The sequence below is a fragment of the Streptomyces rectiviolaceus genome (genome assembly GCF_039533825.1).
Classification (GTDB): domain Bacteria; phylum Actinomycetota; class Actinomycetes; order Streptomycetales; family Streptomycetaceae; genus Streptomyces; species Streptomyces rectiviolaceus.
Genome location: NZ_BAAAUG010000148.1, coordinates 21,777 through 47,432, shown reverse-complemented (window position 1 = coordinate 47,432; position 25,656 = coordinate 21,777). Strand labels below are relative to the sequence as shown.

General features: G+C 71.0%; 19 protein-coding genes. 4 read left to right on the top strand and 15 right to left on the bottom strand.

The genetic code is table 11. The features are described from left to right. Nucleotides 1-6: 6 nt before the first annotated feature. From ABD378_RS34105 to ABD378_RS34070, 8 genes are all read right to left on the bottom strand, one after another. The gene (locus ABD378_RS34105; protein WP_344527394.1) at nt 7-1,041 is read right to left on the bottom strand and encodes a PhoH family protein; all 1,035 of its coding nucleotides are present in this window, start codon (nt 1,039-1,041) and stop codon (nt 7-9) included. A gap of 162 nt (nt 1,042-1,203) precedes the next feature. Next, nucleotides 1,204-2,307 (bottom strand): carbohydrate kinase family protein, encoded by a 1,104-nt coding sequence (locus ABD378_RS34100; protein ID WP_344527392.1) that lies wholly within the window; start codon nt 2,305-2,307, stop codon nt 1,204-1,206. A 109-nt stretch (nt 2,308-2,416) separates the two neighbouring features. Next, complete coding sequence (locus ABD378_RS34095; protein ID WP_344527390.1) at nt 2,417-3,607, bottom strand: macrolide family glycosyltransferase; 1,191 nt, start codon at nt 3,605-3,607, stop codon at nt 2,417-2,419. A gap of 156 nt (nt 3,608-3,763) precedes the next feature. Beyond that, entirely contained in the window at nt 3,764-4,765 is a 1,002-nt protein-coding gene (locus tag ABD378_RS34090; RefSeq protein WP_344527388.1) for an adenosine deaminase, read from the bottom strand. A gap of 13 nt (nt 4,766-4,778) precedes the next feature. Next, nucleotides 4,779-5,687: a ribonuclease Z gene (locus ABD378_RS34085; protein WP_344527386.1), complete on the bottom strand. Its 909-nt coding sequence runs from the start codon at nt 5,685-5,687 to the stop codon at nt 4,779-4,781. 14 nt (nt 5,688-5,701) lie between these two features. Beyond that, on the bottom strand, nt 5,702-6,055 hold the full coding sequence (locus ABD378_RS34080) for a histidine triad nucleotide-binding protein (protein ID WP_344527384.1): 354 nt from the start codon (nt 6,053-6,055) through the stop codon (nt 5,702-5,704). Nucleotides 6,056-7,012: 957 nt separating this feature from the next. Further along, nucleotides 7,013-10,282, bottom strand: coding sequence for a S41 family peptidase (locus ABD378_RS34075; RefSeq protein ID WP_344527589.1), 3,270 nt, complete (start codon nt 10,280-10,282; stop codon nt 7,013-7,015). A gap of 51 nt (nt 10,283-10,333) precedes the next feature. Then, a complete protein-coding gene (locus tag ABD378_RS34070; RefSeq protein WP_344527382.1) occupies nt 10,334-10,948 on the bottom strand; it encodes a hypothetical protein in 615 nt (204 codons plus the stop codon). Between the two features lie 160 nt (nt 10,949-11,108). On the opposite strand from ABD378_RS34070, the gene ABD378_RS34065 reads away from it, so the two are divergent. Then, entirely contained in the window at nt 11,109-11,558 is a 450-nt protein-coding gene (locus ABD378_RS34065) for a hypothetical protein (protein ID WP_344527380.1), read from the top strand. Here ABD378_RS34065 and ABD378_RS34060 read toward each other — a convergent pair. The 5 genes from ABD378_RS34060 to hrcA all read right to left on the bottom strand — a co-directional run bounded on the left by ABD378_RS34060 (nt 11,500) and on the right by hrcA (nt 16,059). Further along, nucleotides 11,500-11,892: a VOC family protein gene (locus tag ABD378_RS34060; protein WP_344527378.1), complete on the bottom strand. Its 393-nt coding sequence runs from the start codon at nt 11,890-11,892 to the stop codon at nt 11,500-11,502. The genes ABD378_RS34065 and ABD378_RS34060 overlap by 59 nt on opposite strands. A gap of 27 nt (nt 11,893-11,919) precedes the next feature. After that, nucleotides 11,920-12,678: a 16S rRNA (uracil(1498)-N(3))-methyltransferase gene (locus ABD378_RS34055; protein ID WP_344527376.1), complete on the bottom strand. Its 759-nt coding sequence runs from the start codon at nt 12,676-12,678 to the stop codon at nt 11,920-11,922. After that, the gene (locus ABD378_RS34050; protein ID WP_344527374.1) at nt 12,675-13,733 is read right to left on the bottom strand and encodes a nitronate monooxygenase; all 1,059 of its coding nucleotides are present in this window, start codon (nt 13,731-13,733) and stop codon (nt 12,675-12,677) included. Before ABD378_RS34050 ends, ABD378_RS34055 begins: the two co-directional genes overlap by 4 nt. Nucleotides 13,734-13,902: 169 nt before the next feature. After that, nucleotides 13,903-15,042 (bottom strand): molecular chaperone DnaJ, encoded by a 1,140-nt coding sequence (gene dnaJ / locus ABD378_RS34045; RefSeq protein WP_344527372.1) that lies wholly within the window; start codon nt 15,040-15,042, stop codon nt 13,903-13,905. Beyond that, entirely contained in the window at nt 15,043-16,059 is a 1,017-nt protein-coding gene (gene hrcA / locus ABD378_RS34040) for a heat-inducible transcriptional repressor HrcA (protein WP_344527370.1), read from the bottom strand. It abuts the gene before it with no gap. Nucleotides 16,060-16,258: 199 nt separating this feature from the next. Between hrcA and ABD378_RS34035 the strand changes: the two genes are divergently transcribed. Beyond that, nucleotides 16,259-17,002, top strand: a complete 744-nt coding sequence (locus ABD378_RS34035; protein WP_344527368.1) for an MBL fold metallo-hydrolase — start codon at nt 16,259-16,261, stop codon at nt 17,000-17,002. 34 nt (nt 17,003-17,036) lie between these two features. After that, on the top strand, nt 17,037-17,867 hold the full coding sequence (locus ABD378_RS34030) for a DUF3097 domain-containing protein (RefSeq protein ID WP_344527366.1): 831 nt from the start codon (nt 17,037-17,039) through the stop codon (nt 17,865-17,867). Nucleotides 17,868-18,066: 199 nt separating this feature from the next. Here the strand turns inward: ABD378_RS34030 and hemW are convergent, their stop codons facing one another. Further along, nucleotides 18,067-19,299 carry a radical SAM family heme chaperone HemW gene (gene hemW, locus ABD378_RS34025; protein WP_344527364.1) on the bottom strand — a complete coding sequence of 411 codons (1,233 nt, stop codon included), beginning with the start codon at nt 19,297-19,299 and terminating at the stop codon, nt 18,067-18,069. A 51-nt stretch (nt 19,300-19,350) separates the two neighbouring features. Continuing rightward, nucleotides 19,351-21,273 carry a SpoIIE family protein phosphatase gene (locus ABD378_RS34020; protein WP_386545154.1) on the bottom strand — a complete coding sequence of 641 codons (1,923 nt, stop codon included), beginning with the start codon at nt 21,271-21,273 and terminating at the stop codon, nt 19,351-19,353. 282 nt (nt 21,274-21,555) lie between these two features. Here ABD378_RS34020 and ABD378_RS34015 point away from each other — a divergent pair, with 282 nt between their 5' ends. Beyond that, nucleotides 21,556-25,653 (top strand): HAMP domain-containing protein, encoded by a 4,098-nt coding sequence (locus ABD378_RS34015; protein ID WP_344527362.1) that lies wholly within the window; start codon nt 21,556-21,558, stop codon nt 25,651-25,653. Nucleotides 25,654-25,656 lie beyond the last annotated feature (3 nt).

Below are 25,656 nucleotides of genomic sequence, written 5' to 3'. Positions count from 1 at the left end.
ATTCCGCTACTTCCCGTTTTTCTTGTTCTGCTGACTGTCGTCGTACTTCTCGTACGCGTCGACGATACGGCCGACCAGCTTGTGCCGTACGACATCGTGGGACGTGAGCCGCGAGAAGTGCACGTCGTCGATGCCCTCCAGGATGTCCTGGACCTGACGCAGACCCGACTTGGTGCCGTTCGGCAGGTCGACCTGGGTGACGTCGCCCGTGATCACGATCTTCGACTCGAAGCCGAGGCGGGTGAGGAACATCTTCATCTGCTCGACGCTGGTGTTCTGCGCCTCGTCCAGGATGATGAACGCGTCGTTCAGGGTGCGGCCACGCATGTACGCCAGCGGGGCGACCTCGATAGTGCCCGCCGCCATCAGGCGCGGGATCGAGTCCGGGTCGAGCATGTCGTGCAGCGCGTCGTACAACGGACGCAGATACGGGTCGATCTTCTCGTAGAGCGTGCCCGGCAGGAAGCCGAGCCGCTCGCCGGCCTCGACGGCGGGGCGGGTCAGGATGATGCGGTTGACCTGCTTGGCCTGCAGCGCCTGCACGGCCTTGGCCATGGCGAGGTACGTCTTGCCCGTGCCCGCGGGGCCGATGCCGAAGACGATGGTGTTCTTGTCGATGGCGTCGACGTACCGCTTCTGGTTGAGCGTCTTGGGGCGGATCGTGCGGCCGCGGGACGAGAGGATGTTCTGCGTGAGCACCTCGGCCGGGGTCTCCTGGCCGTCGCCCTCGCCGGCCTCGTCCGCCCTGAGCATGGCGATCGAGCGTTCCACTGCGTCCTCCGTCATCGGCTGACCGGTGCGGAGCACCAGCATCATCTCGTCGAACAGACGCTGGATGAGGGTGACTTCATGGGCCTCACCGACAGCGCTGATCTCATTTCCCCGGACATGGATGTCGGCCGCCGGGAAGGCCTTCTCGATCACGCGCAACAGGGCGTCTCCGGAACCGAGCACCGTCACCATCGGGTGGTTCGCCGGAACGGTGAAATGGGCTCGGGACTGACCCTGGGCAGGGGTAGGAGCTGTGGGTGTCTGAGTCATGGGCCGGCACTATGGCCTGCTCATCCTCCTCATGCGGGGCTTGGTGGCCGCTCGACAGCCTTGCACTGCCAAGAGTACGACGCACCACTGTCACCGCCGTAGGGCTTTTCCACTCCGGTCACGCACGGCCGTGCGACCTCCCGGGCCGACTACGCCCGCCGACTACGCCGACCTGAACCCGATCGTGGGAACGGCGCGCCGCAGCGGCCACGGACGCGTGGCCTCCGGAAGCAGGCCCTCCAGGAACCCGTACCGCCGCAGCGCCACCGGGTCCTGGTCGTCGACCTCCCGCACGGTCCGCCACCACGTGGCGACCTCCGCCCAGCCCGGCGCCGACAGGGAGCCCCCGAACTCCTGCACCGAGAGCGCCGCCGTGAGCCCCGCGAAGGCGAGCCGGTCCGCGAGGGGCCAGTCCGCCAGGGTCCCGGTCACGAAGCCCGCCACGAAGACATCACCGGCCCCCGTGGGATCGAGCGCCTCGACCGCGATGGCCGGAACCTCGGCGGTCTCGCCGGTCCGCCCGTCCACCGCGTACGCCCCTTCGGCACCCAGCGTCACCACGGCGAGCGGAACGTGCTCGGTCAGCGCCCGCGCGGCGGCCCGGGGGCACTGGGTCCTCGTGTACCGCATGGCCTCTTCCGCGTTCGGCAGGAACGCCTCGCAGTGCTCCAGGTCGGCGAGCCCCGCCAGGTCCCAGCGCCCGGTGTCGTCCCAGCCCACGTCGGCGAAGATCCGCGTCCCCGTGCGCGCGGCCCCGGCGATCCACGGCGCGCGCGTGCCGGGCGTCAGGGAGGCGACGGCGGCACGCGCGCGTGGCGGGCATGTCGGGGCGCCGCCGTCCGGGGAACCGGCGTCGGGCGGCGGCTCGTGCCCGTGGCTGACCATGGTCCGCTCCCCCTCGTACGCCATGGAGACGGTGACCGGTGAGTGCCAGCCGGGCACGGTGCGCGACGTCGCGAGGTCGATGCCCTCGCCCTGTTCGAGCGCGTCCCAGCAGTACTCCCCGTAGTGGTCGTCCCCGAAGGCCGCCGCGAGGGAGGTGCGCAGCCCGAGGCGGGCGAGCGCGGTCGCCATATTGGCGACGCCACCGGGGCTCGACCCCATCCCGCGCGCCCAGGACTCGGTGCCGCGTACGGGCGCGGAGTCGAGTCCGGTGAAGATGATGTCGAGGAAGACCGTGCCGGTGAGGAAGACGTCACAGGGCGGATCGCCTGCTCTGCGGGCTGCCTTGAGCGGGTCGATGCTGGGTTTGAGGGGTACGACCATGCAGGCAACGTAACGGATGAGGCTCGTCGAAAGCCGAACGCCGGACGGGCTGGGTCTCAGCCCGTCCGGCGTTTGATGACCGGGGCCTGGGGCGGTCGCCCCGGTACCGCTACCCGCCGAGCTCCGCCTCCACGAGGTCAGCGGCACGAGCCGTGCCGCCTTCGGCCCGCGCTTCCGCCTTCAGGCGCGCAACCCGAAGCGCGACGTCGGGGTCGGACGTCAGCCCGAGGAGAGCCGAACGCAACGCGTCCGGCGTCGCGTCGGCGGTGTCGATCCGCCGCGCGACCCCCAGCTCCACGAGCCGGTCCGCGTTGACCGGCTGCTCGGCCCCCTGGGGCACGGCGATCATCGGCACCCCACAGAACAGCCCTTCACTGCTGCTGCCCATGCCCGCGTGCGTGACGAACGCGTCTGCCTGCTCCAGGATCGCCAACTGCGGCACCCACGACCGTACTTCCACGTTCCCCGGCACCTCCCCGAGCTCCGCCGGATCCACGTGCTTGCCGATCTGCAGCACCACATGCCACCCCGCGAGCCCGCCGAACGCGGCCACACAGTTGCGGTAGAACTCGGGCTGCTGGGTGTACGCGGAGCCCAGCGACACGAGCAGCACCTTCTCGGCACCCTCGGGCCGCTGCCAGCTCCCCTGCGCCGAGCGGTCCCCGAAGCAGGGCCCGACGAAGCCGACCCGCTTCGGGTCGACCCGGTCGGCGAACATCTGCATGGCACGGGGGATCATCGCGACGGCGTGGCCGGGCGTTCCCGAGAAGGCGCCGACGTCCAGGGTCGTGGCCCCGTTCCCCGCGAGCCACTGCGCGAACCGCGCCTCCAGTTCGGCGGCCCCGGGCAGCTGCCGGAACTGCGCGCCGACCTCCTCCTGGTAGCCGTCCCAGGCCACATAGGTGGGCGACAGCTGCACGAACGGCCGCTCCTGCGCCTCGGCCAGCGCACGGGCGACGTACGCGCCGATGTCGTACAGATACAGATCGGCGGGGTCGGCGTCGTAGAACGAGCGCAATCGCGGGAGCACCGCCATCGCGTCGTCGAGGAAGAGACTGCTCGCGGCGATCGGGTCATCGGGCCAGATGTTGTCCTTGAACGGCAACTTCGAGGTGACCGGGACGAGTTCGGCGCCGGTGGGCTCGATCAGCTCGTGGGTCGCCGGGTCGTTCGCGTACGTCACCCGGTGCCCGCGCGCCACCAGTTCGCGGATGATCTCCAGGCTGGGCAGCACATGGCTGACCATCGGGACACCGACCATGGCGATATGGGCACGGCGACGGGACGTTCGACGATTCATGGATGAGATTCCTTCGAGTGGTTCAACCGCTACGGACGAGGACACGACGGCCCGGCGCAGCCGCTGATCGCGGGGCGCCCGGGCCTATGAGGGTCGTGTCAGCCGTAGAGCTGAATGAAGGAGTCCATGAGCGAACGCTAGCTCGCCCCCCGACCATCAGTCGAACGAATAATCCGCGACCTCGGCGAGGTACCGCGCCCGCAGCGCCTCGTCCTGCGCGCTCCCGTCGAGGAAGGACGCCTCGAACGAGTTCCGCGCGAGTTCGCGCAGCCGCTCCTGGCCGAGCCCCAGCGCTTCCCGTACAGCGTGGAAGGTGTCGTCGACATAGCCGCCGAAGTACGCGGGGTCGTCGGAGTTGACCGTGCACAGCAGCCCGGCGTCCATCATCCGCGTGAGCGGGTGCTCTTCGAGTACGTCGATGGCGCGCAGCCGGACGTTGGACAGCGGGCAGAGGGTGAGCGGCACCCGCTCGCGCACAAGGCGCTCCACAAGCTCCGGGTCCTCCATGCAGCGCAGCCCGTGGTCGACGCGCTCGACGCCCAGGACGTCCAGGGCCTCCGTGATGTACGCGGGCGGCCCCTCCTCGCCCGCGTGCGCGACCCGGCGCAGACCGAGCGCGGCGGCCGCCTCGTACACCTCGCGGAACTTGGCGGGCGGATGCCCGACCTCGGCCGAGTCGAGCCCGACGCCGATGATCCGATGGAGATATGGCCTGGCGGCCTCCAAGGTCTCCAGGGCCGATTCGGCGGACTGGTCCCTCAAGAAGCACATGATGAGCCGGGTCGAGATCCCGTGCCGCTCCTCGCTGCGCTCCAAGGCGCGCCCGAGCCCCTCCATCACGGTGCCGATGCCGACGCCGCGCACCATGTGCGCCTGCGGGTCGAAGAAGATCTCGGCGTGCCGCACGCCCTGCTGGGCGGCCCGCGCGAGGTAGGCGTCGGCGAGCTCCTCGAAGTCCTCCTCGGTCCGCAGAACGGCCATCAACCCGTAATAGAGATCAAGAAAGGACTGCAGATCATCGAAGAGATAGGCCTTGCGCAGCTCTTCGGTGTCCGCGTACGGGAGGGCGACGCCGTTGCGGGCGGCGAGGGAGAAGGCCAGCTCGGGTTCGAGCGTGCCCTCGATGTGGAGGTGGAGTTCGGCTTTGGGAAGGGGCATGACGGCGGCTCACTCAGGTGGTTCGTTTGGGCAGAGGTACACGCAACAGGTCTTGTGCGACGGTGAGTTCACCGTCGAATCCCGCGTCCCGGGCCTGCTGCTCGAATACGCCGGGGTCGGGGTAACGCTGGCTGAAGTGGGTCAGTACGAGATGCCGCACACCGGAGTCCACGGCGACCCGTGCGGCCTGACCCACGGTCAAGTGCCCATGATCGAGGGCAAGTTGCTCGTCCTCGTCGAGAAAGGTGGACTCGATGACGAGCATGTCGCAGCCGTCGGCGAGGGCGTGGACGCCGTCGCACAGCCGGGTGTCCATCACAAAGGCGAACCGCTGCCCCCGCCGCACCGCGCTCACCTCGTCGAGCGTGACGCCCCGCAGCACGCCCTCGCGCTGCAGGCGCCCCACGTCGGGTCCGGCGATGCCGCGCGCGGCGAGCAGCTCCGGGAGTATCCGCCGGCCGTCGGGCTCGGTGATGCGATAGCCGAAGGACTCGACGGGGTGCGAGAGCTTGACGGCGTCGAGCGCGAACGAGGGGGTGACGGCCAACCGGCCGTCCCCCGCGACAGGTTCTTCGAGCAGCGAGACGGTCTCGCGGTAGGCGGTGGCGTACCGCAGCCGGTCGAAGAAATGCTGACCGGAGCGCGGGAAGTGCACGGTCACGTCATGCGGGACCCGATCCAGATTGATCCGCTGGATGACACCGGGCAACCCGAGCGAGTGATCACCGTGGAAGTGCGTGACACAGATCCGGTGCAGGTCGTGCGCGGCGACCCCGGCACGCAGCATCTGGCGCTGCGTGCCCTCGCCGGGGTCGAAGAGGATGCCCTGCCCGTCCCAGAGCAGGACGTACCCGTTGTGGTTGCGGTGCCGGGTGGGGACCTGGCTGGCGGTGCCGAGGACCACCAATTCACGTACGGACAAGGCGAGTTGTCCCGCTAACCAGGAGGCCACTGCAGGCCGCGTCCGCCGAGGACGTGGGCGTGCGCGTGGAAGACGGTCTGACCCGCGCCGGACCCGGTGTTGAAGACGACGCGGTAGCTCTCCGCCTTCTCTTCCAGGGCGACCTCGCCGGCCTCGCGGAGGATGTCGGCGGCGATGACGGGTTCGGCGGCGGCGAGGGAGGCGGCGTCCGGGTAGTGCACCTTGGGGATGATCAGGACGTGGCTGGGGGCCTGCGGGTTGATGTCCCGGAAGGCCACGGTCGTGTCCGTCTCCCTGACGACGGTCGCGGGTACGTCACCCGCGACGATCTTGCAGAACAGGCAGTCAGCCTGCGGTTCTCCCGCCATGGGGCGCCTCCGGTCGTCGCTGCTTCACTGTGCCTCCCGCATGCTATCCGGGCTGCGCCCACGCTTGGCCCTCCCCTCAGCCCCCGGCAGCCCCGCCTGCCCCACACCCCTCTCCCACCCACCCACCCGATCACCCCGCATCCACCCCTGCCCGAACAAGCTTCCCCACCCACCCGCCCGATTGCCCCGCGGCGACAAGGGGGGTGGGGGGATCTGCACCGCGCGGGTGGGTGGGGGATCTGCGCGGCGGGGGTGGGTGGGGGGTCCTCAGCGCGGGTGGGTGGGGGGTCCTCAGCGCGGGTGGGTGGGGAATCCTCAGCGCGGGTCGGTGGGGGATCCTCAGCGCGGGTGGGTGGGGGACGTACAGCGGGGGCGGGTGGGGGACGTACAGCGGGGGCGGGTCAGGTGGGCACCGGTAGGGCGGGACGGGACACATCCCAGTGGGAGATCGGTTCGCACACACCCGCGGTCGGCATCGAGACGCGAGGGGACGGGCCGGTATGTCCGCCCGGAGCACGGTTCGCGGGACTCCCCAGCCGAAGTAGCCCCCGGCCACCGGACGATAGCGAGGACGGACATACCGGCGCGGCACCGTACCCACAGACGGACCGCGCCGCTGCACGCACGCACCCGCGGTCGGCATCGAGACGCGAGGGGACGGGCCGGTATGTCCGCCCGGAGCACGGTTCGCAGGACTCCCCAGCCGAAGTAGCCCCCGCCCACCGGACGATAGCGAGGACGGACATACCGGCGCGGCACCGTACCCACAGACGGACCGCGCCGCTGCGCGCACGCACCCGCGGTCGGCATCGAGACGCGAGGGGACGGGCCGGTATGTCCGCCCGGAGCACGGTTCGCGGGACTCCCCAGCCGAAGCAGCCCCACGGCCACCGGACGATAGCGAGGACGGACATACCGGCGCGGCACCGCACCCACAGACAGACCAGCCCCGCGGCCTCAAGACCCCGGCAGCTCCGGTGCGGTCTTGGGGGGCGTCGTCTCCAGGGCCGTTAGGGCCAGGCGGATCGCCTCGTCCAGTTGTGGGTCCCTGCCCGTCGCGTAGTCCTCCGGCGTCGTCACCACCTCCACGTCCGGGTCCACCCCGTAGTTCTCGACCCGCCAGCCATACCCCTCCAGCCAGAACGCGTACTTCGGCTGCGTCACCAGCGTCCCGTCCACCAGCCGGTACCGGCTGTCGATCCCGATCACCCCGCCCCACGTCCGCGTCCCCACCACGGGCCCGATCCCCAACGCCTTGATCGCCGCGTTCACGATGTCCCCGTCGGAACCGGAGAACTCGTTGGCGACGGCGACGACCGGCCCACGGGGCGCGTCCGCCGGGTAGCTGTACGGCTGTGAACCCCGCGGCAGATCCCAGCCCACGATCTTCCGGGCCAGCTTCTCCACCACCAGCTGGGACGTGTGCCCGCCACGGTTCTCGCGTACGTCCACCACAAGACCGTCCCGCGCCACCTCCACCCGCAGGTCCCGGTGAATCTGCGCCCACCCGGGCGCCTGCATGTCCGGCACGTGCAGGTACCCCAGACGCCCCCCGGACCGCTCGTGGACGTACGCCCGCCGGTCCACGACCCAGGCGTGGTACCGCAGCGGCTCCTCGTCGTCGACGGGGATCACCACCGCGTGCCGCGGATCGCCCCCGCCCGCGGGCGACACCGTCAGCTCCACCGGCTTCCCCGCCGTACCCACCAGCAACGGCCCCGGCCCCGTCACCGGGTCCACCGGCCGCCCCGCGACGGCCAGCAGCGCGTCCCCGGCCCGCACGGCGACCCCGGGCGCGGCCAGCGGCGACCGGGCGGACGGGTCCGACGTCTCGGAGGGGAGGATCCGGTCGATCCGCCACGCCCCGTCCGCGCCCCGCGAGAGATCCGCGCCGAGCAGCCCCTGCCGCACCGCCGAACTCCCCCAGGCCCCGCCCCCCATGACGTACGCGTGTGACGTACCGAGCTCCCCCGCGACCTCCCACAGCAGGTCCACGAGATCGTCGTGCGTGGCCACCCTCCCCAGCACCGGCCGGTAGCGGTCGAGCACCCCGTCCCAGTCGACCCCGCCCAGGTCGGGCCGCCAGAAGTTGTCCCGCATCAGCCGCCCGGCCTCGTCGTACATCTGCCGCCACTCCGCGGCCGGATCGACGGTCTGGCGTACCCGCGTGAGGTCGACGGTGATGTTCGAGTCGGAGCCCTCCTCACCGGAGGCCCGCCGGTCGCTCGGCACGACCTTCAGCTTTCCGTCGGCCCACAGCAGCACCCGCTTGCCGTCCCCGCTGACGGCGAAGTGGTCGGCGTCCGATGCCAGTTCGTCGATGCGCTGCTGGACCAGGTCGTACCGCTCGAGGTCGGTCTGCGGGTCGGGGTCCGAGGGGGTGGCGCGGGACGCGCCCAGGACGCCCCGCACGGGATGCCGCAGCCACAGGACGCCGTCCTTGGCGGCCCGCAGGGTCGAGTAGCGGGCGGCCTCGACCGGGAACGGCACGATGCGGTCGGCGAGACCGTCGAGGTCGATGCGGGTGACGGGCGAGCCCTCGCTGTCCGGGGTCTCGTCCTTGTCGGGTGCCTCGAAGGGGCGCCCGTGCCGCTGGGGCCCGAAGGGCGAGGGAGTGGTGGCGGCCAGCGTGATCAGGTAGGGCCGCGATCCTCCGACGAAGGCGAGGTCGAAGACGTGCTCGTCGTAGACGGGGTCGAAGGCTCGCGCTGACAGGAACGCCAGATGCTTGCCGTCAAGGGTGAACGCGGGCGCGTAGTCACGGAACCGCAGCGGAGTCGCCTCGGACACCGAGAGATCGGCCGTGTTCGCCAGCTTCAGGTGCCGCAGCGGACGCGGCCCCGGATGCGACCACGCCAGCCAGGCCGAGTCCGGCGAGAAGACGAGCCCGGTGGCGTCCCCGTGCTCCCCGCGGTCGACCTCACGCACCTCCCCGCTCTCCCGCTCCACGAGCAGCACCCGCCCGTCGTGCGAGGCGACAGCTGCCTTGCTGCCGTCGGGAGCGATGGCGAGCCCGAGCACCCGGCCCAGCTGCCCGGCGGCGATCCTGCGCGGCGTCGCCCCCGGCGCGAGCCCCGTGGCGGGCGCGAACTGGAGCGCGTCGTCGCCCTCCGCGTCCGTCACCCACACGACGTGTTCCTCGCCGTCCACGCGGAACGTGCGCGGCAGCCGGGCGCGCACCCCGTGCTCGGCGGCCAGCGCGCGGGCGGGCCCCTCGCGGTGGGTCACCCAGTGCACGCCGCCGCGCACGGAGACGGCGCTGCCCCGCCCCGTGTGGTCGGGAGCTGCGGCACCGAACCAGCGTGCCGCGTTGACGGGGAACGGCTGGAGGTCGGTGCGCTGACCGCCGAGGCGGACGTCGAGGCGGCGCGGCTCGGCGTCCACCAGGTCGTCCAGGAGCCAGAGTTCACCCGCCGACGCGTAGACGACGCGTGCGCCGTCGGTCGCGGCGTGCCGGGCGTAGAAGCCTCCCTCGACGCCGGTGTGCCTGCGCAGATCGGAGCCGTCGGGCAGCGAGGAATAGACGGCGCCGACGCCCTCGTGATCGGAGAGGAAGGCAATACGTCCCCAAGCTCTCGGCTCCGCTCGAGCAGGGGAGGCCCCAACCCCCACCCACAGCGGGTACTCGATGTTCCCGTCGAGCTCCTCATGGACGCGTACGAAGCGGGCCTCGCCGCCCTCTTCGGCGGCGTCCCCGCGCCGGATCCAGAGCTTGCCCGCGGTGCCGCCGCGGTACCTCTTCCACCAGGCGGCCTCGCGCCCCATCGGCGCCGAGAGCAGCAGGACCTGGCCCTCCCGCGGGCCGTACGCGACATCGCCCACGACGCCGTACGGCAGCGTGTCCGCGGGGCCGCCGTCCAGCGGAACGGCCCGCGCCCAGCTGCGGCGCAGCGAGGCCTGGCCCGACGTGCTGACCGCGAGGACCCGCCCGTCCGGGGTCCAGCCCCGCACCGAGGTGCGTGAACTGCCCCAGTACGTAAGGCGTTTGGAGGAGCCGCCGTCGACCGGCGCGACATGCACCTCGGGGGCGCCGTCACGCGTGGACGTCCAGGCGACGGTCGTCCCGTCCGGGGAGATGCGGGGGTGGTTCACCGGCATGTTGTCGGCGCTGACGCGCCATGCCCGGCCGCCGTCGAGTGGCGCGACCCAGACGTCGTCCTCGGCGGTGAAGGCGACCAACTCGCCGCGCAGATGCGGAAACCGGAGATACGCAGAGTGCCCAGTCAGTGTCACACAGCCAGCCTAGGCAGCCGTGGCGGAGCAGGGCAGGGTTTTGGATCACTTGCCCTTGAAGCACGAGCACGTCGGATCGGGCTGCCGCGGCGGCGGATCGGGCGTGGCGGTCACCGTGACGGTCGCCGCGGGCGGCTGGGTCGGCTTGTCGCCGTCGTGGTCGCCGCCGTCGTCACCACCGTTGCCGTTCCCGTTGCTGTTCCCGTTGCCGTTCCCGTTGCCGTCGTCGCCGCCGGAGCAGTCGCCGATGACGTCCACGCGGAACCACTCCTTGCCGTCGACCTTGGCGGTGAGGTTCCCGCGTACGCAGTGTCCGTCGACGACGGAGGTCACCGTCCCCTTGACGGTGATCTCGCTGGTGTCGTCGGACCCCTTCCCCTTCCTGGCCTGCCCCTGGCAGTCGACGGTGGCGACGCTGTCGCGGCTCGGGTCGCCGCTGGACGGGGTGGCCTTGTCCTTGAAGCGGGCGGTACAGCTGATCCACAGCACGTCGAGGTGCTGCCGCTCCAGCTCCTTCGTCGCCATCTCGTCGGTGGTGATCGCCACGGCCGCGGTGTTCATGCCTCCGTCGACCGGATCGCACGCGGCGACCCCGATCACCGCCGCCCCCGCGAACCCGACGGCGTACAGCACCCGCCGGCGCCGTCCGCGTACGTCCACCGCACGATCACGTAAGCGCCTCAATGCCCCCATAGGCGGCAGAGTGCCACTGAGAGCCGCCTGACGATAGTCCCCTTTGCGTCCACTCCGGACGCCGCGGGGCGTGAGTGTCCCGGAAAAGCACGCGCGAGGCGCCTGCCCCCGCCCGTAGCCTCCCCTCATGGGAAACGACCGCCGACTCCGGCGCCTGGTGGTCGACGACCGCACCACCTACCTGTGGTCGTTCCGGCACCGCCACGACGCCACCGGCATCGGCGGTCCGGGCTGCCGTCACGTCCTGTCCCTGTACCGCGAGGGCAGCCGCTTCCGTACCGCGATCGTCTTCCGGGCGGCGCCCGGGCTGGTCATCTCCGAGGGGCACTGGGAGCACGGCTCGCTCGTGAACATGACCGACGACGACGGCGACGACGGCGACCGGAAGTGGCTCAACCTCTACGAGCCCGGAGCCGTCCGCTTGCTCGTCGACGAGGCGGCGGCGCGCGGACTGCTGCCGCGCGAAGCCACCGGATCACCGCACGAGCTGGACGGCTGGCCGCTCCTCGACGGCGCCCTCAGCCGCGCAGCAGCAACCACTCCTGCAACTCCACCAAGTTCCCCTCCGGGTCCTTGAGATGGGCGACCCGCATACGGTCCGTCAGCGGCGCCGGTCCCTGGGCGATAACTCCGCCGCGCTCGACGATCCGCGCGCAGTACGCGTCGAGGTCGTCGACCCGCAGCACCACCAGTGAGCGGTGCCCGGTCGCCGACTCCTCGAGCTCGTCCAGGAATCGGGCCATCATCGAGCGGTCCTGGAGCGCGATCCCCGCGGAGCCGATCGCCGGGCTGAATTTCTCGTACGGCCCTGTCACCGCCCCCGACTGCGGCTTGAGGCCGAGGATTTCGGCGTAGAAGTGGTAGCAGGCGCTGAAGTCCGATACGAGCAGCCGCACTTGGGCCAGTTCCACGGCATCCCCCTTACCCGGTGCGGGGGTTCAGGACCAGCGGCCCGTGCGCCCCAGGAGCAGCGCGGCCGCCGCCGTCCCCGCGGTCGACGTACGCAACACGCTACGCCCCAGGCGGTACGGCTTGGCTCCCGCGTCCGCGAACGCCGCGAGCTCGTCCGGGGAGACGCCGCCCTCGGGGCCGACCACGAGGACGATGTGCCCGGCCGTCGGCAGATCCGCCGTGGCGAGCGGCTCGCTGCCCTCCTCGTGCAGGACAGCGGCGAAGTCGGCCGCGGCGAGCAGCTTCGCCACCTGCTTGGTGGACGCGGCCTCCGCGACCTCGGGGAAGCGCACGCGGCGGGACTGCTTGCCCGCCTCGCGTGCCGTGGCACGCCACTTGCCGAGCGCCTTGAGCCCGCGCTCGCCCTTCCACTGCGTGATGCAACGGGACGCGGACCAGGGCACGATCGCGTCGACGCCGGTCTCCGTCATGGTCTCGACGGCGAGTTCACCGCGGTCGCCCTTGGGCAGCGCCTGCACGACGGTGATCCGGGGCTCCTGGGGCGCCTCCTCCTGTACGGAGTCCATGCGCAGGATCAGCCGGTCCTTGCCCTCGGTGTCCATGACGACGCAGTCCGCCCAGCGCCCGGCCCCGTCGGTCAGGACGACGTCCTCACCGGCGTGCAGCCGCTTCACGGAGACGGCATGGCGCCCTTCGGGACCATCGAGTACGTAGCGTCCGTCGCCGCCCGCGGCAGTGCTCTCGACGGTCTCGAAGGTCTCGACGACGAAGACGGGCGCGGTCACGCCTGGCTCCCCTTCGCCTCGGCCAGTTCGGCCGCGAGGACCTCCACGAGCTGCCCGGCGGGAAGCTCCCGCGCCATGCGGTGGCCCTGCCCCGCCCACAGCGCCATGCCCTGCGCGTCACCGGCCTTGGCTGCGGCCTTGCGCAGGCCGCTGGTGAGGTGGTGGATCTGGGGGTAGGCGGCGGGGGCGTAGGGGCCGTGCTCGCGCATGAAGCGGTTGACCAGGCCGCGAGCGGGGCGGCCGGAGAAGGCGCGGGTCAGTTCGGTCCGGGTGAACAGCGGGTTGGTCATGGCCTGCTTGTGCAGGACGTTCGCGCCCGACTCGGGGCAGACCAGGAAGGCCGTGCCGAGCTGCGCGGCGTCGGCGCCCGCCGCGAGCACGGCGGCGATCTGCGAGCCACGCATCAGGCCACCGGCGGCGACGACCGGGATCTGCACGGTGTCGCGCACCTGCGCGATGAGCGAGAGGAGACCGAGCCCGGCGCCGTCCGTCTCGGGGTTGTCGCGGTGCGTGCCCTGGTGGCCGCCCGCCTCGATGCCCTGCACGCACACGGCGTCGGCGCCGGACCACTGGGCGGTCTGCGCCTCTTCGGGCGTGGTGACCGTGGCGACGGTGATCGTGCCGACTCGCGCGAAGGCGTCGAAGACGTCGCGGGTGGGGCACCCGAAGGTGAACGACACCAGCGGCACCGGGTCCTCGACGAGGATCGCGAGCTTGGCGTCGTAGCCGTCGTCGCGGCCGCTGTCCGGGTCACCGAGCTGCGTCTCGTACCAGGCGGCCTCACCGGCGAGCTGGTTGCGGTAGACGTCGACGGCCGCGGCATCGGCGTACTCGGGCTGCGGCATGAAGAGGTTCACGCCGAACGGCCGGCTCGTGAGCCCCCGCAACTGTTTGATCTCCTGGTACATCCCGTCGGCGGTTTTGTACCCGGCGGCGAGATACCCGAGCCCCCCGGCCTCGGACACGGCCGCGGCGAGCTGGGGGCACGAGGCGCCGCCCGCCATGGGGGCCTGCACGATCGGATAGCGACAGAGATCGGTCAGCGCGGAGGACATAAACGCATCGTGCCATGCCCTGCGCGGGCGGCCGAATCGCCCCTTGCGCCTTGCCCGCGGGCGCCCGCGGCGGGCTACAGACTTTCCCGCCACCCACCCGGCACCCCGCAGAAATCAACAGTGCTCCGGCACCGGAGGGCAAACCCTCCGGTGCCGGAGCACCAGAACCTCAGCGGCCGTTGAACGCGTCTTTCAGGCGCGAGAACAGACCCTGCTGCCCCGGCTGGAACTGCCCCGTGGGCCGCTCCTCGCCCCGCAGCACCGCCAGCTCCCGAAGGACCCGCTCCTGCTCCGCGTCCAGCTTGCTCGGCGTGAGGACCTCGACGTGCACGATGAGGTCACCGCGACCGCCGCCCCGCAGGTGCGTGATGCCCCTGCCGTGCAGCGGCACCGACTGACCGGACTGCGTGCCCGGCCGGATGTCGACCTCTTCCAGGCCGTCCAGCGTCTCGAGGGGCACCTTGGTGCCCAGAGCCGCGGCCGTCATCGGGATGGTGACCGTGCAGTGCAGGTCGTCGCCGCGCCGCTGGAACACGGCGTGCGGCAGCTCGTGGATCTCGACGTACAGGTCACCGGCGGGGCCGCCGCCGGGGCCGACCTCGCCCTCGCCCGCGAGCTGGATCCGCGTGCCGTTGTCGACACCTGCGGGGATCTTCACGGTGAGCGTCCGCCGCGACCGGATGCGGCCGTCGCCGGCGCACTCGGGGCAGGGGGTGGGCACGACCGTGCCGAAGCCCTGGCACTGCGGGCACGGCCGCGATGTCATGACCTGGCCGAGGAAGGACCGCGTGACCTGCGACACCTCACCGCGACCGCGGCACATGTCACACGTTTGAGCGGAGGTCCCCGGGGCGGCGCCTTCACCGCTGCAGGTCGTACAGACGACCGCCGTGTCGACCTGTATGTCCTTGGTGGTCCCGAAGGCCGCCTCGTCCAGGTCGATCTCGAGCCGGATCATGGCGTCCTGGCCACGGCGCGTGCGCGACCGGGGGCCACGCTGCGACGCCGTCCCGAAGAACGCGTCCATGATGTCCGAGAAGTTGCCGAAGCCACCGGCTCCGAAACCGCCCGCGCCACCGCCGCCGCCCGCCTGGGACAGCGGGTCGCCGCCGAGGTCGTAGACCTGCTTCTTCTGCGGGTCCGACAACACCTCGTACGCGGCATTGATTTCTTTGAAGCGCTCCTGAGTCTTCGGATCCGGATTCACGTCCGGGTGAAGCTCACGCGCCAGCCTCCGGAAGGCCTTCTTGATCTCGTCCTGGGAAGCGTCGCGGCGCACGCCTAGTACGGCGTAGTAGTCCGTGGCCACTTACGACTCCGCCAGGATCTGTCCGACGTAACGTGCCACTGCGCGTACTGCTCCCATCGTTCCCGGATAGTCCATGCGGGTCGGGCCGACCACGCCGAGTTTGGCTACTGCCTCGCTGCCCGAACCGTAGCCGACGGAGACCACGGAAGTGGAGCTGAGTCCCTCATGGGCGTTCTCGTGACCGATCCGTACGGTCATGCCCGAATCCGTGGCCTCGCCAAGCAACTTGAGCAGGACGACCTGCTCCTCAAGAGCCTCCAGGACGGGCCTGATGGTGAGGGGAAAGTCATGTCCGAAGCGGGTGAGATTGGCCGTTCCGCCGATCATCAGCCGCTCTTCGGTCTCCTCGACGAGGGTTTCCAGGAGTGTGGAGAGCACCGTCGCCACCGTGCCCCGGTCCTCCGCGTCGAAGGACTCCGTCATGTCCTGCACCAGCTGCGGCACGTCCGCGAAGCGGCGGCTCGCGACCCGGCTGTTGAGCCGCGCCCGCAGATCCGCGAGCGAGGTCTCGCCGAAGGGCGCGGGGCAGTCGATCATGCGCTGCTCGACCCGGCCCGTGTCCGTGATCAGTACGAGCATCAGGCGGGCGGGGGCCAGCGAGAGCAGCTCCACGTGCCGCACCGTCGACCGCGTGAGGGACGGATACTGCACGACCGCGACCTGCCGGGTCAGCTGCGCGAGCAGCCGCACCGTGCGCGCCACGACGTCGTCGAGGTCGACGGCGCCGTCGAGGAAGTTCTGGATGGCCCTGCGCTCCGGCGCCGCCATCGGCTTGACGCCCGCGAGCTTGTCGACGAAGAGGCGGTACCCCTTGTCCGTCGGGATGCGCCCCGCACTCGTATGAGGCTGGGCGATGAACCCTTCCTCCTCGAGCGCCGCCATGTCGTTGCGGACCGTGGCGGGTGAGACGCCGAGGCTGTGCCGCTCGGTGAGCGCCTTGGAGCCGACGGGCTCCTCGGTGCCGACATAGTCGTGGACGATGGCGCGCAGCACTTCGAGCCTGCGTTCATTGAGCATCCGCGCACACCTCCACCTTTTTGCCCTGAAACCTGTCTGCCTGCGACCCCGCCTGGCACTCCCCACGGGCGAGTGCCAGTCATTACCGCGCCCAGTGTACGGCCGCAAGGTACGACCCCGGCAAGGGCCGGACCCCTATGTCGGTACGACGGCCGGGGCAGCGGCTGCCAAGCCGCCCGTGCGGGGCTAGCGTCGGCTTATGGATGTGGCACTGGCTTGGGACGAGGCGGGTTGGGAGCGGCTCGCGCCGCATGTGGGGCGGCGGCGCCTCCCCGTCTGGGACTGCACGGCGGGCCTTGTCGTCGGCGGCGGATCGGCGCTGATGATCGAGGCGGGGGCGACCCTGCGCGAGGGGGCGGAGCTGCGCACCCAGGCACGGGGCATCCTCGGCGGGGGCCGCCGGGTCACGCACCTCGCCCTGACGCACCCGCACTTCGACCATGTGCTCGGCGCCGCGGCGTTCGCGGGCGTGGAGGTGTACGGCGCGGTCGGCCTCGACACACTCCTCGTGAAGGGCCGCGACGAGCTGCGCGAGGACGCCGTGCGGCACGGCGTCGCCCCGGACGCCGCCGCGGAGGCCGCCGACCTGCTCGTCCACCCGCACCACTTGGTGTGCGGGGAGTGGACGCTCGACCTGGGCGGCGGGGTGCAGGTCCTGCTCGCGAACGTCGGCCCCGGCCACTCGGGCCACGACCTGGCGGTCCTTGTTCCCGGCACGGACAGCTCTCCGGAGATCGTCTTCTGCGGCGACCTGGTCGAGGAGTCTGGCGAACCGCAGGCGGGGGCGGACGCGGTCCCGAAGCAGTGGCCGGCGGCGCTCGACCGGCTCCTCTCCCTGGGCGGGGATGACGCGCTGTACGTGCCGGGGCACGGTGCGGTGGTCGATGCGGCATTTGTCCGTGCGCAACGCGCCACTCTGGCGGCCCGCTTCGGCGTGTCGTAGCCGGTCGTACGCCCTTTCTCTTATCGTCATGCGAATGCGCCAGTACTCCGCAGACCTCACCCCGCCGTGGAAGAAGCCGAAGCCCGTGCCGGAGGTCGCCGCGGAGGCGGACCTCGTGGTGGAGGAGCTTGCCACCGGCTTCTGCGGGGCGGTGATCCGCTGCGAGAAGACGGCGCAGGGCCCGACGGTGACCCTGGAGGACCGCTTCGGCGAGCACCGCGTCTTCCCGATGACCCCGGGGGGCTTCGCCCTGGAGGGCCGGACGGTCACACTCGTCCGCCCGTCCGCCGCCTCTTCTCCTTCTCCCGTACGCCCCACACGCACCGCCTCCGGTTCGGTGGCCGTGCCGGGGGCGCGGGCCCGGGTCGCCCGTGCGGGGCGGATCTACGTCGAGGGCCGGCACGACGCGGAGCTCGTCGAGCGGGTGTGGGGCGACGACCTGCGGATCGAGGGCGTGGTCGTCGAGTACCTGGAGGGCATCGACGACCTTCCCGCGATCGTGGCCGACTTCTCCCCCGGTCCCGACGCGCGTCTGGGCGTCCTGGTGGACCACTTGGTGCCCGGCTCCAAGGAGTCGAGGATCGCGGCGCAGGTGAGTTCGTCTTCGGCGCTGGTGGTGGGGCACCCCTACATCGACGTGTGGGAGGCGGTGAAGCCGTCGTCGGTGGGGATCGCCGCGTGGCCCCGGGTCCCGCGCGGCCAGGACTGGAAGACGGGCGTCTGTGAGGCGCTCGGCTGGCCCCCGAACACGGGGGCCGCGTGGCAGCGGATCCTGGGCTCGGTGCGCAGCTACCGGGATCTTGAACCGGCGCTTCTGGGCCGCGTGGAGGAGTTGATCGACTTCGTCACGGGGGGCGAGTCCTAGCCCGCCGTAACTGGCCGCGGGCCCTGATCCCCTACTACACCGCCGCTGCGCGCCGGATCTTTCCCGCCCACCCAGCCCGGCCGAGATCGGCATTTCAGCCCGTCCGGCGTTTGAGGACCGGGGTCTGGGGCGGAGCCCCAGTTTCGGGAAGGGGCGGGATTGGGGAAAGCCCCGCAGGGACCGCCCGAACCTCAGCCGATCAGTCCACCAGATCCCGCACCACCGCATCCGCCAGCAACCGCCCCCGCAGAGTAAGAACCGCCCGCCCCTCCCCGTAGGGCCCCGCCTCCAGCAGCCCATCGGAAAGCGCCCGCCCCGCAGCGGCGAGCCCCGCAGGACGCAGCAGCGCCAACGGACACCCCTCAAGCAGCCGCAGCTCCAGCAGGATCCGCTCCACCCGCCGGTCCTCCGAGGCGAGAATCTCCCGCCCAGCACCAGGCGAGCGCCCAGCGGCCAGCGCCCCCGCGTAAGCCCCGGGATGCTTGACGTTCCACCACCGCACGCCCCCGACATGGCTGTGGGCCCCCGGCCCGGCCCCCCACCAGTCGGCCCCCCGCCAGTACAGCTCGTTGTGCAGGCACCGCCCGGCATCGGAAGTGGCCCAGTTGGACACCTCGTACCAGGAGAATCCCGCACCCCCGAGCACCTCGTCGGCGATCAGGTACCGGTCCGCGTGCACGTCGTCGTCCGTCATCGGCACCTCACCCCGCCGAATCCGCCGCGCCAGCTGCGTGCCCTCCTCGACGATCAGGGCGTAGGCGCTGACGTGGTCGGGTCCGGCGCCGATCGCCGCGTCAAGCGTGGCCCGCCAGTCGTCGTCGGTCTCGCCCGGCGTGCCGTAAATGAGGTCGAGGTTGACGTGCTCGAAGCCCGCCGCCCGCGCCTCCGCCACGCATGCCTCGGGCCGCCCGGGGGTGTGCGTACGGTCGAGCACCTTCAGTACGTGCTGCTTGGCGCTCTGCATCCCGAAGGAGACGCGGTTGAAGCCCCCGGCCCGCAGTTCGCCCAGGTACGCCGGATCGACGGACTCGGGGTTCGCCTCGGTGGAGATCTCGGCGTCGTCCGCGAGCCCGAACTCCTCCCGCACGGCCGCCAGCATGCGGACCAGGTCGGCCGCGGCGAGGAGCGTCGGCGTACCGCCTCCGACGAAGACGGTCTGTACCGGGCGCGGATCGTCCCCGAGGACCTTCCGCGCCATCCGCACCTCGTCGATCAAGGTGTCCGCGTAGTTGTCGCGTGAGGCGAGCACGCCGCCGGAGCCGCGCAGCTCGGTCGCCGTGTAGGTGTTGAAGTCGCAGTAGCCGCAGCGCGTGGCGCAGTACGGGACGTGGAGGTAGAAGCCGAGCGGGCGGGCCCCCGCTCCCTGCAGGGCGGACGCGGGCAGCGCGCCGTCCTCGGGCATGGGCTCACCATCGGGCAGTGCGGAAGGCATACCTTCGATTGTCCCGCACCGCGGAGGAAGCCGACGCCGCGCGCGAAGCCGCTACTGCGCCTGCAGCACGAGCACCGCCAGATCGTCGTCCGGCGGCCGATCGGAAAACTCGTGCACCAGCCTCTTGATCCGTTCCGCCACCAGCGCCGCGTCAAGACCGGCGCAGCCCGCGAACGCCGTCGCGAGACCGTCGCCGTCGTCGAACATGTGCAGGCCGGCCCGGCGCTCCGTCACCCCGTCCGTGACGCAGAGCAGGGTGTCACCCGTCCGCAGCTCGAAGGTCTCGCTCGTGTACGTCGCGTCGTCCACGACCCCGAGCAGCAGCTGGGGCGTGGCCGCCGGGCGGACCGTGCCGTCCGGGGAGAGGAGGAGCGGCAGCGGATGTCCGGCGCTGGCCACCGTGCAGCGCACCCCGCCGTCGTCCATGGGCACCAGCTCGCCGTAGAGGAGGGAGAGGAAGCGGGAAGTGGCCCCGTCCGGCGGCAGACCCTGGCCGCCTGCGACCGCGACCACCGCCGCGGCGGCGTCCGCCGCCTCCGTCGCGTCGTCGAGGAGGAGCTGGTTGAGGCGGTCGAGGACTTCCGCGACCGCGTACCCCTCGCGGGCGAGCAGCCGCAGCCACGGCCGGGCGAGGCCGATCACGACGGCGGCCTCGACGCCCTTGCCCTGTACGTCGCCGAGTGCGAAGCACCAGCGGCCCTTGCCCGCCTGGAACACGTCGTAGAAGTCGCCGCCGGGGCCGCCCTTGTCCCGCGGCTCGTACACCACACCGCTGTGCACCCCGGGGATCTCCGCGACGGAGCTCGGAAGCAGGCCGCGCTGCAGGACCTGGCTGATGGTGGCCTGCCGCTGATAGCGCCGCGCCGCGCCGATGGCCAGCGCGACGCGGCGGCTGAAGTCCTCGATGAGGCCCGTGACTTCGTCGGCGAAGCGCACCGTCCCGGCCCGCCCGATGACGAGCGTGCCCAGCGCGCGCCCGCCCGCCATGAGGCGGTACGCCAGGGCCGTGCCGGTCGCCTCACCGGTCAGCGCCTCGGCGGGCCACAGCACGGGGACGGCACCGGAGCCCGCCGATTCGGGCAGCCGGGGCGGTTCCTTCTCCAGGCTGCGGCGCAGCTCCTCTATCCGCTGCTCACTGGTGTGCCAGACGCGGGCGAGCCGGCTGCCCGGGGCGCCGCCCGCGGCACCGCGCGGTGCGACCTCCGGCTCGTCGTCGAGCCATACCGCGCACCAGTCCGCGAGCCGCGGCACCAGCAGCTGCCCGGCGAGGGCGGCCACCAGGTCCTCGTCGAACTGCCCGGCGAGCAGATCGGACGCCTCGGCGAGGAAGGTGAGCGCGCCGCGGTTGACCCACTCCGTGTCGTGCGTGATCCGCTTCGGCAGCGGCGCGAGGATCTCGGCGGCGCGCAGCCCTCGCTGCATCGCCTGTTCACTCGCGTACGACTCGATCTCCTGGACCGCCTGCACGCCTTCGACAGGGAGGCGGGCCCAGACGGTCTTGGTGCCGGTGCGGTAGGTGATGCCCCAGGAGTCGGAGAGGGTCGCGACGAGCTGGAGACCCCGGCCGTACTCGGGTGTGCCGGGCGGCTGGGGCACGGGCTCGCTGCGGACCGCGCGGGCGGGATGGTGGTCGGAGACCTCGATGACCAGGGTGTCGAAGCTCTCCCCCAGGCCCGCCTCGTCGAGCCGGCACAGCAGCTCGACCGTGGTGCCCGCGTGCACCACGGCGTTCGTGACGAGTTCGCTGACCAGCAGCACGGCGTCGTCCGCGAGACGGTCGGTGACGCCCGCCGCAGCGGGCACCGCGAGCTCGGTCCAGTCGGCGAGCGCCGCGCGCACGAACTTGCGCGCGGCGGCGGGCGCCATCGGGTTCCCGGGCAGCGATGTGCACACCACCGCCGGCGGGCCGGGCTGGTGCTCCGGCTGGGCGGACGCACGGAAAGTGGTCTCCCGTTGCATCGGAATGGACCCCACGTTTCGGCTCCTGAGCAGTTCGGTCGAATACGCCTCAGGCGACACGAACAGAGTGACAGACTGGCCACGCCCATAAGCACCGAGTTACTGAAGTGGGCCGCTATGAGTGAGAACAGTGCTATGCCCGCGCTCGGTTACGGTCGAATTCCGGCCCCGAAACGAGCTCCGATACCCGCGCCGTCAGACGGACATGCTCCGGATGCGACGCCAGAAATCACCCCGGAGACCGTCCCGGAGACCGTCCCCGAAGCGATCTCCGACCTGCGCCCGCTCCTGGCCGCCATGCGGTCCGCGCGGGACGGGGACTTCACGAAGGTCCCGGTGACCGGCCACGGCATGACCGCGGAGCTGCACTCCGTGTTCAACGAGATGATGGACCGCTCCCTGCACTTCGACGGCGAACTCGCCCGCGTACGCCGGGAGATCATCCGCCACGGACACCTCGACGAGCGCTTCAGCGCGAGCCCGGGGCACGGCAGCTGGGCCACCCGCGTCCAGGACGTCAACTCGCTGCTCGACTCCCTGGTCGCCCCGGCGGCCAACGCGACCCGCGTCCTGAACGCGGTCGCGGGCGGCGACCTCACGCAGCGCGTGGACCTGCACGACGGCACGCGCGAGCTGCGGGGCGACCTGCGGCGTCTGGGCCGCGCGGTGAACACGATGGTCGACCAGTTGTCGCTCTTCACGGGCGAGGTCACCCGCGTCGCCCGTGAGGTCGGCACGGAGGGGCGGCTCGGTGGGCGCGCCAAGGTGCGTGGCCTGTCGGGCAGTTGGCGGGACGTGACGGAGGCCGTGAACACGATGGCTGCCCGGCTCACCGCCCAGGTGCGTGACATCGCCCTGGTGACGACGGCGGTGGCGCAGGGCGACCTGACGCGGACCGTCACGGTCGAGGCGACGGGCGAGCTGCTCGAACTGAAGCTGACCGTCAACACGATGGTCGAGCAGCTCTCCGCGTTCGCCGCCGAGGTGACGCGGGTGGCCCGCGAGGTGGGCACCGAAGGCCAGTTGGGCGGCCGGGCGCAGGCCCGCGGTGTGTCCGGCGTATGGAAGGACCTCACCGACAACGTCAACTTCATGGCGTCGAACCTCACCTCTCAGGTGCGGAACATCGCCCAGGTCACCACGGCCGTCGCCAACGGCGACCTGAGCCAGAAGATCACCGTCGACGCCCGGGGCGAGATCCTGGAGCTGAAGTCGACGGTGAACACGATGGTGGACCAGCTCTCCGCGTTCGCCGACGAGGTCACGCGCGTGGCCCGTGAGGTCGGCACGGAAGGCAATCTGGGCGGCCGGGCTCAGGTGCGTGGCGTGTCCGGCGTATGGAAGGACCTCACCGACAACGTCAACTTCATGGCGGACAACCTCACCTCACAGGTGCGCAATATCGCCCTCGTGTCGACGGCCGTCGCCCAGGGCGACCTCGGCAAGAAGATCACGGTCGAGGCGAAGGGCGAGATCCTCGAACTGAAGTCGACCATCAACACGATGGTGGACCAGCTCTCCGCGTTCGCCGACGAGGTCACCCGCGTCGCCCGCGAGGTCGGCACGGAAGGCAACCTCGGCGGCCAGGCCCAGGTGCGTGGCGTGTCCGGCGTATGGAAGGACCTCACCGACAACGTCAACTTCATGGCGCTGAACCTCACCTCACAGGTGCGGAACATCGCCCAGGTCACCACGGCCGTCGCCAACGGCGACCTGTCCAAGATGATCACGGTGACGGCGCGCGGCGAGATCCTGGAGCTGAAGGACACCGTCAACACGATGGTGGAGCAGCTGCGCGCCTTCGCGAACGAGGTGACCCGTGTGGCCCGCGAGGTCGGAACGGACGGCAGGCTCGGCGGGCGGGCCCAGGTGCTCGGCGTATCGGGTGTGTGGAAGGACCTGACCGACAACGTCAACTACATGGCCGACAACCTCACGGGGCAGGTCCGCAACATCGCGCAGGTCGCGACGGCGGTGGCCCAGGGCGACCTCTCCAAGAAGATCGACGTGGACGCGCGCGGCGAGATCCTGGAGCTGAAGACCACCATCAACACCATGGTGGACACGCTGTCCTCCTTCTCATCCGAGGTCACCCGCGTGGCCCGCGAGGTTGGTTCCGAGGGCCAACTGGGCGGCCAGGCAAGGGTCGAGGGCGTCTATGGCACGTGGAAGCGGCTGACGACGAACGTGAACGAGCTGGCCCTGAACCTCACCACGCAGGTCCGCGCGATCGCCGAGGTCGCGTCGGCCGTGGCGCAGGGCGACATGACCCGCTCCATCACGGTCGAGACCCGTGGCGAGGTCTCCGAGCTCAAGAACAACATCAACGTCATGGTCTCCAACCTCCGTGAGACCACCCGCGCCAAGGACTGGCTGGAGTCGAACCTCGCCCGTCTCGCGGGTCTGATGCAGGGCCACCGCGATCTGATGGAGGTCGCCGACCTGATCCTGCGCGAGCTGACCCCGCTGGTGAACGCGCAGTACGGCGCCTTCTTCCTGGCCGACCCGGATGCCGGGGAGGCCACGACGCTGCAGACTCCCCCGGTCAAGGGGCTCGCCTTCATCGCCGGGTACGGCTCAGCGCAGGGCTCGGTCGTCGACACCGGTGCGATGCCCGCGCACGGCCTGGTGCGTCAGGCCGCTCTGGAGAAGAAGCGGATCCTGGTCGACGAGGTCCCGCCCGACTACATCAAGATCACTTCGGGGCTCGGGGACGCCGTCCCTGCCAGCCTGGTGATCATCCCCATCCTCTTCGAGGACAAGCTCCTCGGCGTGATCGAGCTGGCCACCTTCTCCCGCTTCTCGGACGTGCACCTGGCGTTCTTCGACCAGTTCGTGAGCACCATCGGCGTCGCGATCAACACGATCATCGCCAACTCCCGTACGGAATCACTGCTCAGCGAGTCCCAGCGGCTCGCCACGCAGCTCCAGGACCGCTCGGACGAACTCCAGCTCCAGCAGGCTGAGTTGCAGCGCTCGAACGCCGAACTGGAGGAGAAGGCGGCGCTCCTGGCCACCTCCTCGCAGTACAAGTCGGAGTTCCTCGCCAACATGTCGCACGAGCTGCGCACCCCGCTGAACTCCCTGCTCATCCTGGCCCGGCTGCTCTCCGACAACCCGGACAGCCATCTCTCCGACCAGGAAGTGCAGTTCGCGACCACGATCCACCGCTCGGGCTCCGACCTCCTCCAGCTCATCAACGACATCCTGGACCTGTCGAAGATCGAGGCGGGCCGGATGGACGTACGCCCCAAGAAGCTCCCTCTGATCAAGGTCCTCGACTACGTCCACGCGACGTTCCGCCCGCTCACCCTGGACCGCGGGCTCGCCTTCGAGGTGTCGGTCGGCGAGGACGTGCCGCGCGAGATGTTCTCGGACGAGCAACGGCTCCAGCAGATCCTGCGCAACCTCCTGTCCAACGCGGTCAAGTTCACCGCGAGCGGCGGCGTCGAGCTGCGCGTGAGCCGCGTCAACAACACCAGTGAGCGGCGGCTCCACGACGGCGGCGACCGGCTCTGTTTCGCCGTCAAGGACACCGGCATCGGCATCCCGGCCGATCAACTCCCGGCCATCTTCGAGGCGTTCCAGCAGGCCGACGGCACCACCAACCGCAAGTACGGCGGCACCGGCCTCGGCCTCTCCATCAGCCGCGAGATCGCCGGGCTGCTCGGCGGCCGCATCACCGCGCAGAGCACCCCGGGCCAGGGCTCCGTGTTCTCGCTGTACGTCCCCGTGGTGCACCCCGGACACGGACCCGCCGCCGCGGCGTACGCGGCGACCAGGTCGCTCACGACACCGGAGCCGCACGACGACCGGGTCACCATGACCCCGCACACCTTCCACGACCAGAACGACAGCTGGCCGACGCCCACCAAGCTGGAGGAGTACAGGGAGGGCCCCGCCGGCCGGATACTGCGCGGGCGCCGCGTCCTGATCGTGGACGACGACATCCGCAACGTCTTCGCGCTCACCCATGTGCTGAGCCGTGTCGGCATGCCCGTCCTCTACGCGGAGAACGGCCGTGAAGGCATCGAGACCCTGGAGCGCAATCCCGACACCGACCTCATCCTGATGGACATCATGATGCCGGAGATGGACGGCTACGAAACCATTTCCGCCATCCGCCGCAGCCCCCGCTGGACCGGTCTTCCCATCATCGCGCTGACCGCCAAGGCCATGCCGGGCGACCGCGAGAAGGCCATCGAACAGGGTGCGAGCGACTACGTACCCAAGCCCGTGGACGTGGACCAGCTGCTCACCGTCGCCTGCGCCCTACTGGCCCCCGAGGGCGAGGGCACGGCAGAGCCGGACACCCCCACCACAGCAGAGAAACCCGTTGCACCGGAACCGGCAGGCGCTCAAGGGGAGACCGCGGTTCCGCCGACGATCGAGTGAGGC